Raw genomic sequence first — 13001 nt, 5'->3', positions numbered from 1 at the left:
TGTCAGGATCGATATTCCATGAAAACAATGCTCGCGGCCGTCCTGGCCGCGGCGTCCTGCGCATCGATCGCGCAGGCGCAACAGGGGCAGTCGCCACAGGCGACTACCCCAGCCGAAACGCCGACCGCGGCAAAACCGCTGCCCGGCTTCTCGCTCGATCAGGCCGTGTCGGCCGCGGGCGGGTCAGCGCCTTCGGGTGCTGCTGCCACGGCGTCGATCGAGGCCGCACAGGCGGCCCGCGCTGTAGCCGGCCTGCGACCCAACCCCGTTTTTCAAGGACAGGTCGAGAACGTCGTCGGCTCCGGTCCCTATAGGGGCGTACGGAGCGCGGAGACGACGCTAGGGGTCGCGATCCCGATCGAGCTGGGCGGTAAGCGTCGTGCCCGCGTCGGCGTCGCCGACGCGCAGTTATCGCGCGCGCAGCTCCAAAGCGCGATCGTTGCGGCCGACATCCGCGTGCAGGTCACGCAGCTGTATGTCGACGCAATCGCGGCAGAACGGCGGCTGGTGACGGCGCGTGACCAGGCGCGGATCGCGGCCGAAGTGCTGCGCGGCGCCTCCGTCCGCGTCCAGGCGGGGCGTGCGTCACCACTGGAACAACAACGCGCCGACGTCGCGCGCATCAACGCCGATGCCAATGTCGAGCGGCTCACTCGGCTCGCCGAAGCCGCGCGGACGAACCTTGCGCGGCGTCTCGGTCGTCCGATCGACGGCACGCTCGATGCCGGATTGCTCGATCGGCTACCGCCGGCGACCTTCGGCCCGGCAGCACCAGCTCAGACCGCCGGCACGCTGGCGCTGGCGGCAGCGGACGCCGATCTCGCCATTGCCGATGCCGGCATCCGGCTCGCGCGCGCGAACCGCGTGCCCGACATCAACATCGGACCGGCGCTCCGGCGACTGGAAGCGACCAACGACACCGCCGCGGTGTTCGCGATCTCGATCCCGATTCCGATCTTTAACAATGGCCGCGCCGCCATCGCGCAGGCGACGGCCGAGCGAACACGGGCGGAGGCCGTCCGGCGTGTTACCGCGCTTGACGTCGAGCAGGCGATCACAGACGCCCAGGCCGAAGCCGCCAATGCCGCGACCTCGGCGCGGGCCGCGGTCGGGCCAGCGCTGGCGGCAGCAGCCGAAGCCGCCCGGATCGCGCGGATCGGCTACCGCGAAGGCAAGTTCGGCCAACTCGATCTCCTCGATGCCGAACGCACGCTCGCCGAGACTCGCGTCGCCGCGATCGACGCGCTCGCCAACTACCAGAATAGCCGTGCGCGACTGGAGCGACTGACCGCGCCTGCACCGACAACCATTACCGGGGGAACCGACCGATGAAGACCATCCTGACGGGCGGCGTTCTGCCGTTCGGCCTTGCCCTGTTGCTCGCGGCCTGCGGTAGCGCACCCGAAGGCGGCAACGAGACTGCCGGGAACGAAACCACGGCCAGCGCCGAGGCCGGCGGTAACGAAGCCGCCCATGCCGATGAGGGTGCCGTGACGCTCTCGGCGGACCAGATCGCCGCAGCCGGGGTCCAGATTGGTCGTCCGCTGACGGGTGGCGCGGGTACGATCGACCTGCCGGCAACGATCGAAGGCGACCCGCAAGGGACGCAGGTCGTCTCGGCGGCGATCGGCGGACGTGTCGTCTCGCTGACCCGGAACCTCGGCCAATCAGTCGGGCGCGGACAAACGATCGCCGTCATCGAAAGCCGCGAGGCAGCACAACTCAAGGGTGAGGTCGAGGCATCGCGTGCTCGGCTCGCGCTTGCCAACTCCAATCTTGGCCGCGAGCAGCGGCTGTTCGCGCAGCGCGTGTCCCCCGAGCAGGATTTGATCGCCGCGCGCACCGCGGCAACGGAGGCGGGTATCGCCTACCGGCAGGCACAAAGTCAGGTATCGGCAGCAGGCGGCGGCGGGGGCGGGCTCAACCGGCTCGGCATCGTCGCACCGATCGGCGGTCAGGTCATCGCCCGACCAGTCGTGCTCGGGCAGACGGTCGCAGCAGACAGCGAACTCTATCGCATCGCCAATCTCGGCCGGGTGTCGCTGGCGCTCAACCTTAAGCCGGAAGACGCCGGCCGGGTAAAGCCGGGCAATATCGTCACCGTGACGGCACCGGGGCGGCAGGCGACCGCACGGATCAGCTTCGTGTCGCCTGCGCTCGATTCACAGACGCGGCAGGTGCCGGTCATCGCGACTCTCGACAATGGCGGCGGTCAGTGGCGCGTCGGCGAGCCCGTCACTGCCTCGGTCCAGCTCAGCGGCAGCGGTGGCAGCACCGCGGTCCGCGTGCCAACGACGGCCGTTCAGACGGTCGAGGGCAAGTCGGTCGTCTTCGTCCGGACGGCCAAGGGGTTCCAGGCAACCCCTGTAACGCTCGGCGACGCGGCCGGCGATACCGTCATCATTCGCTCCGGCCTGACCGGCCAGGAGCAAATCGCCACCATTGGCAGCTTCACCCTGAAGGCCGAACTCGGCAAGGGCGAAGCGGCGCACGAGGATTGATGTCATGATCGCCCGCATCGTAAACTGGGCGGTCGAGAAGCGCTGGCTCGTCCTGCTCCTCACCGCCATCGTCGCCGTCATCGGCGCCTTTTCGCTCTCCCGGCTGCCGATCGACGCAGTACCGGACATCACGAATAACCAGGTGCAGATCAACGTCCGCGCGCCCGCCCTCTCGCCCGAGCTGGTGGAGAAGCAGGTGTCGTTCCCGATCGAAACCGCGCTTGCCGGCATTCCCGGCCTCGACAATACCCGCTCGCTCAGCCGTAATGGCTTCGCCCAGATCACCGCGGTCTTCGACGACTCCACCGACATCTACTTTGCCCGCCAACAGGTCGGCGAGCGATTGCAGGGCGTCTCGGAGAACCTGCCGGCCGGCGTGAACCCCGAAATGGGGCCGATCGCGACGGGGCTCGGTGAGGTCTTCATGTGGACCGTCCGGCTCGAGCACCGGAAGGACGACAAGCACCGTGCCGGCGAGCCGGGGCAGCAACCCGACGGCAGCTATATCACGCCGGAAGGCGAGCGGCTGACGACGCCCGAGGACAAGGCGACCTATCTACGTACGGCGCAGGACTGGATCGTCACACCGCTGCTGAAGAACGTCACCGGGGTAGCCGGCATCGATTCGATCGGCGGCTACGCCAAGCAGTTTCTGGTCGTTCCCGACGTCCAGAAGCTGGCGTCGCTCAAGATTACGCTGACTGATCTTGGCACCGCGCTCGAGAAGAACAACACCAGCGTCGGCGGGGGCTTCGTCAACCGCAATGGTGAAGGCTTGGCGGTCCGCTCGGACGCGCTGGTTCGCAACGCGAACCAACTAGCGCGCACCGTCGTCGCAACCCGCGACGGTATCCCCATTACGCTCGATCAGGTTGCGACCGTCCGCACGGGACAGGCGATCCGGATGGGTTCGGCCTCGGAGAACGGCACCGAAGTCGTGGTCGGCACCGCAGTTATGCGGATCGGCCAAAACAGTCGCAACGTGGCAACGGCGGTCGCCGACCGGTTGAAAACCATCAACGCATCGCTGCCGCCCGACGTGGTGGTGCAGCCGGTGATGGATCGTACCGCGCTGGTCAATTCGACGATCAAGACGGTCGCGAAAAACCTGTCCGAGGGCGCATTGCTCGTCATCGTCGTGCTGTTCCTGCTGCTCGGCAACTTCCGCGCCGCGCTGATCGCTGCGGCGGTCATTCCGGTCACGATGATGCTGACCGGGTTCGGAATGCTCCGGCTCGGCGTGTCGGCCAACCTCATGTCTCTGGGCGCGCTCGACTTCGGACTCATCGTCGACGGCGCGGTCATCATCGTCGAGAATGCGCTCAGGCGCCTTGCCGAGAAACAGCATCACGAAGGCCGGCTGCTGAGCGTCAAGGAGCGGCTGGAGGCCGTTGCGACCGCGGCGCGTGAGATGATCCGTCCGTCCGTGTACGGACAGGCGATCATCATCCTCGTCTACGTACCGCTGCTGACGCTCACCGGGGTCGAGGGCAAGACGTTCGTGCCGATGGCGCTCACCGTCATCATCGCGCTGCTCTTCGCCTTCGTGCTGTCGCTGACCTTCGTACCTGCGGCGATTGCCATCTGGCTGTCGCGGAAGGTGAATGAGGAGGACGGTCGGATCATTTCGTGGCTGAAGCAGCGCTACGAACCGGGCCTGGAAAAGGCGATGAAGCGGCCGTCGATCACCATCGGCGCCAGCGTAGTCAGCCTCGTGCTGGCGGCATTCGCCTTCACGACGCTGGGGCAGGTGTTCCTCCCCCAGCTCGACGAAGGCGACCTGCTCATCCAGTCGCTACGTATCCCGGCGACGTCGGTCCAGCAGAGCCAGGCGATGCAGGTGCCGATCGAGCGGATGGTCTCAAAACAGCCCGAGGTGCGGTTCGTCTTCTCGAAGACGGGCACGGCCGAACTGGCCTCGGACCCGATGCCGCCGAACGCGACCGACATGTTCGTCATCCTGAAGCCGCATGCCGAATGGCCCGATCCCAAGCTGGAAAAGGCCGCACTCGTCGAACGATTGGAAACCAGGCTCGCGCAATTTCCAGGCAACGCATATGAAATTACGCAGCCGATCCAGATGCGGTTCAACGAGCTGATCGCCGGCGTTCGCGGCGATCTCGCGATCAAGGTGTTTGGCGACGACTTCGCCAGTATGAACCGCACCGCCGAACAAATCGCCGGCATTCTGCGCAAGACGCAGGGCGCAGCCGACGTGAAGGTGGAACAGACGACGGGGCTTCCGATGCTCGACATCCGGGTGAACCGCGACGCGATGGCGCGGGTCGGCGTCACCGCGCAGGACGTGCAGGACACCATCACCGCCACTCTCGGCGGGCGAACGGCGGGCATGATCTTCGAAGGCGACCGGCGCTTCCCGGTCGTCATCCGCCTGTCGGACGCAGAACGTGCAGATCTCGGACTGCTCGAACAGGTGCAGGTGCCGGTCGCTGGCGGTGGCTATGTGCCGCTGTCCAGCGTCGCCGACATCGGCGTCGTCGACGGGCCGAACCAGATCAGCCGCGAGAACGGCAAACGCCGTGTCGTCGTTCAGGCGAACGTCCGTGGGCGCGACGTCGGCAGCGTTGTGGCGGACGCGCAAGCCGCGGTTGCCAGCGGGGTGCGCCTGCCGCCGGGCAGCTACCTGGAATGGGGCGGGCAGTTCGAGAATCTGGAATCCGCGAGTAAGCGGCTTCAGCTCGTGGTGCCGGCCTGCTTTGTGCTGATCCTGTTGCTGCTCTACGGGGCGTTGGGGTCGGTCCGCGATGCCGCGATCGTCTTCACCGGCGTACCATTCGCGCTGGTGGGCGGCGTGTTGCTGCTGTTCGCACGCGGCATGGACTTCTCGATCTCGGCCGCGGTGGGGTTCATTGCACTGTCGGGCATCGCGGTCCTCAACGGCCTCGTCATGGTCAGCTCGGTACAGGACCTGATCCGCTCCGGCATGGACCGGGCCGAAGCGGCGCATACGGGCGCTCTTCAGCGGTTACGCCCCGTCGTCATGACCGCGCTCGTCGCAAGTCTCGGCTTCGTGCCGATGGCGTTCGCCAGCGGGGCAGGCGCGGAAGTTCAGAAGCCGCTCGCAACCGTCGTCATCGGCGGGCTGATCTCGGCGACGCTACTGACGCTGTTCGTGCTGCCGACGCTGTACGCACGGTTCGGCCAGCGAGCGGTGAAGGTCGACGACGCGGACACGGCGGAAACCGCCACGGCGCTGCCGCAGCATGCATGACCGTGAGGGAGGGCGCCTGCGCCCTCCCTCAGGCTTCACTCCATGGAAGGAGGTTCGCCCATGATGACGATCGACAATGTGACGACGCTCAATGCTTCACCGCTACGCGTCTGGACCGTCCTCACCGACTTTGCCGGTCACACGCAATGGAAGCCGTTTATCCAGCTTTCCGGCGCTGCGGTCTGCGGTGGCGATGCCGATTACACGTTCCGCATTGGCGGGCTCGACAAGTCCATGACGGCCAAGGCGGACATCATCCGCGCCGACAAACCGCTAGCGTTCGCGTGGACGGCCGGCGTGGCCAGGTTCCTGATGTTCGAGGAAGCCTATGCGCTGGAAAGCGATCCCGCCGGAACCCGCCTGCGCCATAGTCTGCGCTTCTCAGGCATCTTCGGTCGTCCGCTCTGGGCCCTGATGCGCCGCAGGCTCCAGACGAGCCTCGTGCAGTCGGACAGGTGCCTGGATCGCCAGCTTCGCCGCCTGTCGGCGGTCCCGGTTCCGAACAGCCGGACTGGAACTGCGCGCATCGGCGCGCGAAATCAACGGAGGCAGCGATGACGATGTATCATGTTGGCTTGGGCCTGGGCGCCGTACTGATATTGGCCGGCTGTTCCGAGCAGCCGCAGAAGGGCCCCCCGACCGAACAGGAGATCCACGCCGCGGACAGCGCCGTGGCCAGCAGGGCACCTGGGCGTCACCCCTATCGATGCGACGATAACAAGACGCTCCTGGTCGACTTCAAGGATCAGGGGCTCACGGTCGAGTTACGACGCGATGCGAAAGCACCTGCGGCCGTTCTGACCGCACCGCTGCAAGGCCTCCAATATGTCGGCGATGCGGAGACCGCGACCTTCTCCGGCAACCAGATCAAGATCGAGGCACCTGGCAAACGCCCGGTACTTTGCCAGAAGGCAACCCGGTTATGAGCGATCCCACTCTGAGTGCCAGCACAACGGATCGCCAGCGACGTACGCTCTGGATCGTCCTGATCCTCAATGCCGGACTCGCCTTGGCGTTCGTCGCCACGGGACTGATTGGCGATTCCAGCGCGCTGATCGCCAATGGTCTCGACAACGGCTCCGATGCCGCGGTCTACGGGCTTAGCCTCGTCGCGCTGACGCGCGGTGCACGCTGGAAGCAGCTTGCGGCCGGGGTGTCCGGCATCATGCTGCTCCTGTTCGCAGTCGCCGTCCTCATCGATGTCGCGCGCCGCTTTGCGCAGGGCAGCGACCCGATCGGCCCGACCATGATCGGGATGTCGATCGTGGCGGGCATCATCAATTATCTATGCCTGCGCCTCCTGCAGAAGCTGGAGAACAAGGACGTCAACCTGCGCGCGGCGACGACCTTCAGCCTTAACGACTTCATCTCGAACGGCGGCATCGTGATCGCCGGCGTCCTCGTCATGTGGCTGGGCATGAACTGGCCGGACCTCGTGGTTGGGCTGGCGACGGCCGCCATCCAATTGTGGGGCGGCATCAAGATCCTGCGCGACGCGAAACAGGACGCGCGCAAAACCAAGGACAATCAGAATGGCTGAGAAGACCAAGATCGACCTCGCCGTCGTCCTGCCCGACGTGCCGGATGCCGCGGACGCCTGCGTCGCGCGGCTGGTCCAGCGGCTGACGGACCGCGAGGGCGTCAGTGAAGCGCACGTCGTTCCCGCCATTGGCGAGACGCCCGCCCAATTGTGCATCCATTATGATCCAGACCAGCTTACGCTATCGCGTATTCGCGAGGTCGCGACCGGCGCGGGCGCGCAAATCGGTGTGCGCTACGGTCACGCGATGTTCGACATCGGGGCCATGCATCAACGGCGCGCGCGTACCCTTGGCGATCGATTGAAGGCCCTGTCCGGCGTTCTGGAGGCTGAGGTAGCTGCGAGTGGCAGAGTGCGGGTCGAGTTCGACCGAGAACGCACCAACGAAACCATGATCCGCGGCGCCGTCCTCGAACGCGACATAGCCGTCCCGCAGGCCGTTAGCGACGATCACGCCGGCCATGACCATGCCCCCGGCGAGCACGACCATGGCAAGGAGGGGCATAATCACAATCATGGCGGCATCCTGGGGCCGAATACCGAGCTGTTCTTCGCATTGGGCTGCGGTGCCGTCCTCGGCATTGGCTTCGCGATCGAGAAGCTGGTCGCCGAGGCGCCATCGTGGCTGCCGCTAGCCTGCTACCTGATCGCCTACGTTCTAGGTGGATTCTTCACCGTCCGCGAAGCGATCGACAATCTGCGAATGCGCCGGTTCGAGATCGACACGCTGATGTTGGTCGCCGCAGCGGGTGCGGCCGCGCTGGGCGCTTGGGCGGAAGGCGCGTTGCTGCTGTTCCTGTTCAGCTTCGGCCACGCGCTCGAACATTATGCGATGGGTCGCGCCAAGCGGGCGATCGAGGCCTTGGCCGAGCTGGCACCGAAAACCGCCCTTGTCCGCCGCGAAGGCAAGATCAGCGAGATATCCGTTGACACGCTGGTAGTCGGCGACATCGTCGTAGTCAAACCCGATGCACGGTTACCCGCCGACGGCTTCGTGACGCTGGGTTCGAGCAGCATCAACCAAGCGCCAGTGACGGGCGAAAGTATCCCGGTCGACAAGACCGCAGTCACCGATACGGACCAGGCGCGGGCCAATCCCGACCGCGTCGACGCTGCCAGTCGCGTGTTTGCCGGCACCATCAACGGCAGCGGCGCCATCGAGATTGAGGTCACGCGGCTGTCGACCGAGAGCGCGCTCGCCAAGGTCGTGAAGATGGTCAGCGAAGCCGAAACGCAGAAGTCGCCGACGCAGCGCATGACCGACCGGTTCGAGCGCGTGTTCGTGCCGGTAGTGCTGGGCCTGGCCGTCCTGCTCCTGTTTGCGTGGGTCGTCATCGATGAACCCTTCCGCGACAGCTTCTACCGCTCGATGGCGGTCCTCGTCGCCGCCAGCCCTTGCGCGCTGGCGATCGCGACGCCGAGCGCCGTGCTGTCGGGTGTCGCCCGCGCTGCCCGCGGCGGGGTGCTGGTGAAGGGCGGCGGGCCGCTGGAGAACCTCGGTTCGCTCACAGCTATCGCCTTTGACAAGACCGGTACGCTGACAGAAGGCCAGCCCCGGATCACCGATGTCGTCGCGATGGCGGGGATAGCCGACGACCGGCTTCTTACCACGGCCGTCGCCGTGGAAGCGCTGAGCGATCACCCCCTTGCCGCGGCGATCGTCAAGGACGGCAGGACACGCCTGAACGACGCCACGCTGCCGCAGGCGAGCGATCTGGAAAGCCTGACCGGCCGCGGCGTCCGCGCGACGCTCGAGGGCGATCCCGTCACGATCGGCAAGGCCGAGATGTTCGGTAAGGACGGTCTCGCTGCATTGGCGGAAGAGACGATGGCTGCGGTCGAACGGCTCCGCGCGGGCGGGCGGACGACGATGGTCGTGCGACGCGGTGACGTCGATCTGGGCGTGATCGGGCTGATGGATACGCCCCGTGCGGCAGCCAAGGCGACGCTTGCGACGCTGCGCACGCTCGGCATCAAGCGCATGATCATGATCTCGGGCGACAATCAGACCGTCGCCGAGGCGATCGCCCGCGAGGTCGGTATCGACGAGGCATGGGGCGACCTGATGCCGGAAGACAAGGTCGAGGCGATCAAGAAGCTGCGCAGCGACGGCAAGGTGGCGATGGTCGGCGACGGCGTGAACGACGCGCCAGCGATGGCGAATGCGACCGTCGGGATCGCGATGGGCGCGGCAGGCTCCGACGTCGCGCTGGAGACTGCCGACGTGGCGCTGATGGCGGACGATCTCGCGCATCTTCCGTTTGCGGTCGGCCTGTCGCGGCAGACCCGATCGATCATACGGCAGAACGTCTTCGTCAGTCTGGGCGTGGTGGCGATCCTGGTTCCCGCGACGATCTTCGGTCTCGGGATCGGGGCAGCCGTCGCCATGCACGAAGGGTCGACGTTGCTCGTCGTCGTGAACGCGTTGCGGCTGCTCGCCTATCGCGATCGGTTCGCCGCGACGCGGACCGCCTGATGCCCCGGAGACCGCGTCCATCGGATGCGGTCTCCGCAGGTTAGAAAGGACCGTTTGCGATGTCCGATACCACCGTCTCCGGCGTCCTGGCCGTCCGTGCGCAGATCCTCGCACGCAGTCAAACGCTCAACCGCCTGGCGTCGCCTGCTGCGGCGCCGGGTGCAGCTGCGGCCGTGCCGCGGACCGAAGCGCCCGCGACATTCGGGGACACCCTCAAGAACATCGTCGGCAAGGTGAACGAAGCGCAGGAAGCGGAGGACGTGGCCACCGAGCGCTACGAGCGGGGCGAAACCACTGACATCGCCACCGTGGCGTTGATGCAGAACCGCGCTTCTGTGTCATTCGAGGCGACGCTTCAGGTCAGGAACAAGCTCCTGTCGGCCTACAGGGACATCATGAGCATTCCACTCGGATGACGCAGATCAGAAGTAGGATCCTGCCCGGGAGCGTGTTCGTCCGGCGTGCGGGCGTGGTGCTGGTCGCTTTGCTCGCCGCGGCGTGCTCGTCCCCCGATGCGGATGCCGATGGCGAGGCGCACAACACCTCGGCGCCCGGTTCCAAGATGCAGATGCATGTCTTCACCTGTGAGGATGGATCATCGATCCTAACCGGGTTGAGTGCCGACAGCTTCGTTGTCGATCTGGTCGGTTCAACGCCCGAGGACCGTGAGACGCTGAGCGTGCCACGCGGACGTGCGCGCGCAGTCGATGGAAGATTGACGGTCGCGATCGGCAAGGATCTGCTCCACCTCGAGCGGATCGGGCAAAAGGGTGGCAACGAACATTTGTCGTTCAGGGGGAAATCATGCTGGCGCTGAGCTATACCATCATTCCGGTCCTCGCGGTTATCCTGGGCGGTGCGTTCGCGACGTGGCGCAGGCCGAGTGACGCGTTCATCTCGGCCATGCAGCACCTCGCGGCCGGTGTCGTGTTCGCCGCTGCGGCGACCGAGATCCTGCCTCAGGTCCTGCACGCCGGGTCGCCGCTGGCGACGTTCATCGGCGGATCGGTCGGGGTCGCGGTCATGCTGGGACTGAAAGCATACGAAGCCCGCGCGGCTGGACCTGTTACACTGATATCCGCGGTCGGGATCGACATCGTCGTCGACGGATTGGTGCTGGGCCTTGCGTTCGTCGCCGGCGCCAAGGCGGGCGTTCTGCTCACCGTCGCGCTCACGCTGGAGGTGCTGTTCCTCGGCGTGACGCTGACGACGGAACTCGCGGAAACCATCACCTCTAAACTCAGGATCATCCTTACCGTGGCGGGACTCGCGCTGCTGCTGCCGATCGGCGCGCTGCTGGCGATCCCGGTCGCTGGCCTGTCGCCTCCCGTGGTCGCGGGCTTCCTGAGCTTCGGTCTCATGGCACTCCTGTTCCTCGTCACCGAAGAGTTGCTAGCCGAAGCGCACGAGAAGCCGGACACGCCGCTCATAAGCGCGATGTTCTTCGTCGGCTTCCTGACGCTTCTTCTCATCGAGGAGATCGCACTGTGAGGGGGCATCGTTCACGCGGGGCCGATCCGGGAACCGACCATTTCAATAAGGAGACAAGAATGTCGATCATCAAGGCGCGCTGGCTTATTCCCAGCGTCGCTATAGCCCTGTCCGCCTGTTCCGCTGGGAAGCCTCCATACCAGTTCACCTCAAACGAACCGGAATCGGCCGATGTGATCCACGGATCGAATATGCAGAACGCCAAAGGTGAGATGCATGGGGCGAACCCTCCGCACGACAAGACAAGCATGGTCATGCCATCGACGGGCGATCCGGACACCGATTTCCTGCGCGGCATGATCCCCCATCACGAAGGTGCAGTGGAGATGGCGCGCGCCGAGATCGCCACCGGCACCGATCCAAAAATTCGGGCGATGGCGGAGGAGGTGATTCGCAACCAACAGGCCGAGATCGCGACGATGCAGACTTGGCTTGCCGAACGGCAAGCTGCTGGAAAGGGCTCTTGATGACGGCTCGCAGCCATTTCGATAATGCTGCGCTACCCCTCGCACCCTCCGCCCCTCGGGGTCCGATGGGGTGATGGCGTGACAGAAGTTCGATGCGAGCAGCTATTCTGACGCATGACTCTACAAATTTGGAATGGCGTGAACGGCGCGCCAGTGTGCGGCAACGATGTTTTACATGATGGGTGGCCAGCAGGTGTATCCGTCACCGCCCCGCACCAACGGTTGATCAAGCCGGCGTTGTGTCTGGGGAGGATGACCGTAGCTGCGTAAAAATGCGCACCGCATGCGCTCGGCATCCGCGAACCCAACGAGGCGAGCGACGGTCCCGACGCTTTCATTGTTATCGCGAAGACGGATGCGTGCAGCTTCGCAACGCAGACGCTCGACCGCGCGCGCCGGGGTTTCACCTGTTTCCTTCCGAAACAGGCGGGCGAATTGGCGGATACTTAAGCATGCGGCCTCGGCAAGCCGCTCGATTGGCAATGGTTCGGAGATATGGTCGCGAACATAGGTCAGCGCCTTGCGGATGCGGTCGGTCTGCGGTTCCATCTGAGAAATCGCTGCATACTGCGATTGCCCACCTGGTCGGCGATGATAAACGACGAGTTCGCGCGAGACCGCCTTGGCGAGTTCTGCGCCATGATCGACTTCAATCCGCGCCAGTATCAGGTCAATACCAGCGGTCATGCCAGCTGACGTCCAGATCGCGCCATCGTTGATGAAAATCCGGTCTGCATCGACCGTCACCTGCGGGTACAGATACTGCAATCTCTGCGCAAATTGCCAGTGGGTCGTCGCCCGTTTACGGTCCAAGTAGCCGGCAGCGGCGAGCAGGAAGGCTCCGGTGCAGATGCTCGCGATACTCGAAGCTCCGGCAGATGCCTGGCGGATTCCTGCGATGTTGTCCGCCTCCAGCATCGGCTCGACCCTGCCGCCAACCACAACGAGCGTCTCGGCCGTCGATGATACTGCAGGACGCGTCATCAGTCCGAGGCCTGCGTCACCCGGAACAACACCCCCGCCTTGGGAGACAAGTTCGATCCGGTAGTGCTCAGACCCCAACAGGCGGTTCGCCGCGGTAAGAGCCGCCGTTGGCCCGGCTAGGTCCAGTAGTTGGAAGCCTTCGCACAGGTAGAAGGCGAATGACGCTGACATGGCACTCCGTCCTGAAGCTGCTGAAATCACTTCCTAGGCCGGTTGCTGTCAGGCGCATCCGCAAAATCAGCCGATGGCCGAAATCGAGGGATCAATGCCCTACAGTCTCGTGTCGGGGACGCGTAGATCATGGGAGTCC

General features: G+C 65.3%; 12 protein-coding genes. 11 read left to right on the top strand and 1 reads right to left on the bottom strand.

Features of this window, described 5'->3' with window-relative positions:
- Nucleotides 1-18: 18 nt before the first annotated feature.
- The 11 genes from AC1MLZ_RS20590 to copM are packed head-to-tail and all read left to right on the top strand — an operon-like array spanning nt 19 to nt 11707.
- A complete protein-coding gene (locus AC1MLZ_RS20590; protein ID WP_480961842.1) occupies nt 19-1332 on the top strand; it encodes a TolC family protein in 1314 nt (437 codons plus the stop codon).
- Entirely contained in the window at nt 1329-2501 is a 1173-nt protein-coding gene (locus AC1MLZ_RS20585; protein ID WP_037527202.1) for an efflux RND transporter periplasmic adaptor subunit, read from the top strand. The genes AC1MLZ_RS20590 and AC1MLZ_RS20585 overlap by 4 nt, the downstream gene beginning before the upstream one ends.
- Nucleotides 2502-2505: 4 nt before the next feature.
- Nucleotides 2506-5733, top strand: coding sequence for an efflux RND transporter permease subunit (locus AC1MLZ_RS20580; protein ID WP_151989672.1), 3228 nt, complete (start codon nt 2506-2508; stop codon nt 5731-5733).
- A gap of 60 nt (nt 5734-5793) precedes the next feature.
- Nucleotides 5794-6291 carry an SRPBCC domain-containing protein gene (locus AC1MLZ_RS20575; RefSeq protein WP_052148875.1) on the top strand — a complete coding sequence of 166 codons (498 nt, stop codon included), beginning with the start codon at nt 5794-5796 and terminating at the stop codon, nt 6289-6291.
- The gene (locus AC1MLZ_RS20570; RefSeq protein WP_084214887.1) at nt 6288-6659 is read left to right on the top strand and encodes a hypothetical protein; all 372 of its coding nucleotides are present in this window, start codon (nt 6288-6290) and stop codon (nt 6657-6659) included. The genes AC1MLZ_RS20575 and AC1MLZ_RS20570 overlap by 4 nt, the downstream gene beginning before the upstream one ends.
- Nucleotides 6656-7273 (top strand): cation efflux transmembrane domain-containing protein, encoded by a 618-nt coding sequence (locus AC1MLZ_RS20565; protein WP_151989670.1) that lies wholly within the window; start codon nt 6656-6658, stop codon nt 7271-7273. The genes AC1MLZ_RS20570 and AC1MLZ_RS20565 overlap by 4 nt, the downstream gene beginning before the upstream one ends.
- Nucleotides 7266-9749 carry a heavy metal translocating P-type ATPase gene (locus AC1MLZ_RS20560; protein ID WP_480961841.1) on the top strand — a complete coding sequence of 828 codons (2484 nt, stop codon included), beginning with the start codon at nt 7266-7268 and terminating at the stop codon, nt 9747-9749. The genes AC1MLZ_RS20565 and AC1MLZ_RS20560 overlap by 8 nt, the downstream gene beginning before the upstream one ends.
- Before the next feature lie 59 nt (nt 9750-9808).
- On the top strand, nt 9809-10165 hold the full coding sequence (gene fliE / locus AC1MLZ_RS20555) for a flagellar hook-basal body complex protein FliE (RefSeq protein ID WP_480961840.1): 357 nt from the start codon (nt 9809-9811) through the stop codon (nt 10163-10165).
- A 32-nt stretch (nt 10166-10197) separates the two neighbouring features.
- Entirely contained in the window at nt 10198-10566 is a 369-nt protein-coding gene (locus tag AC1MLZ_RS20550; protein ID WP_480961839.1) for a hypothetical protein, read from the top strand.
- Complete coding sequence (locus tag AC1MLZ_RS20545; RefSeq protein ID WP_480961838.1) at nt 10554-11240, top strand: ZIP family metal transporter; 687 nt, start codon at nt 10554-10556, stop codon at nt 11238-11240. The genes AC1MLZ_RS20550 and AC1MLZ_RS20545 overlap by 13 nt, the downstream gene beginning before the upstream one ends.
- A gap of 59 nt (nt 11241-11299) precedes the next feature.
- Entirely contained in the window at nt 11300-11707 is a 408-nt protein-coding gene (copM, locus tag AC1MLZ_RS20540; protein ID WP_480961837.1) for a CopM family metallochaperone, read from the top strand.
- 171 nt (nt 11708-11878) lie between these two features.
- Here the strand turns inward: copM and AC1MLZ_RS20535 are convergent, their stop codons facing one another.
- Nucleotides 11879-12862 carry a GlxA family transcriptional regulator gene (locus tag AC1MLZ_RS20535; protein WP_480961836.1) on the bottom strand — a complete coding sequence of 328 codons (984 nt, stop codon included), beginning with the start codon at nt 12860-12862 and terminating at the stop codon, nt 11879-11881.
- Nucleotides 12863-13001: the final 139 nt, after the last annotated feature.

The organism is Sphingomonas sp. PEI4, assembly GCF_056679955.1.
The sequence above is the reverse complement of the archived record's forward strand: the minus strand, read 5'-3'. Positions and strand labels throughout refer to the sequence as shown.

Coding starts and splice junctions, on each gene's coding strand:
- AC1MLZ_RS20535 (WP_480961836.1), bottom strand. CDS start 12,862: ATGTCAGCGTCATTCGCCTTCTACCTGTGCGAAGGCTTCCAACTACTG.
- fliE (WP_480961840.1), top strand. CDS start 9,809: ATGTCCGATACCACCGTCTCCGGCGTCCTGGCCGTCCGTGCGCAGATC.
- AC1MLZ_RS20560 (WP_480961841.1), top strand. CDS start 7,266: ATGGCTGAGAAGACCAAGATCGACCTCGCCGTCGTCCTGCCCGACGTG.
- AC1MLZ_RS20575 (WP_052148875.1), top strand. CDS start 5,794: ATGATGACGATCGACAATGTGACGACGCTCAATGCTTCACCGCTACGC.
- AC1MLZ_RS20580 (WP_151989672.1), top strand. CDS start 2,506: ATGATCGCCCGCATCGTAAACTGGGCGGTCGAGAAGCGCTGGCTCGTC.
- AC1MLZ_RS20590 (WP_480961842.1), top strand. CDS start 19: ATGAAAACAATGCTCGCGGCCGTCCTGGCCGCGGCGTCCTGCGCATCG.
- AC1MLZ_RS20565 (WP_151989670.1), top strand. CDS start 6,656: ATGAGCGATCCCACTCTGAGTGCCAGCACAACGGATCGCCAGCGACGT.
- AC1MLZ_RS20585 (WP_037527202.1), top strand. CDS start 1,329: ATGAAGACCATCCTGACGGGCGGCGTTCTGCCGTTCGGCCTTGCCCTG.
- AC1MLZ_RS20545 (WP_480961838.1), top strand. CDS start 10,554: ATGCTGGCGCTGAGCTATACCATCATTCCGGTCCTCGCGGTTATCCTG.
- AC1MLZ_RS20570 (WP_084214887.1), top strand. CDS start 6,288: ATGACGATGTATCATGTTGGCTTGGGCCTGGGCGCCGTACTGATATTG.
- copM (WP_480961837.1), top strand. CDS start 11,300: ATGTCGATCATCAAGGCGCGCTGGCTTATTCCCAGCGTCGCTATAGCC.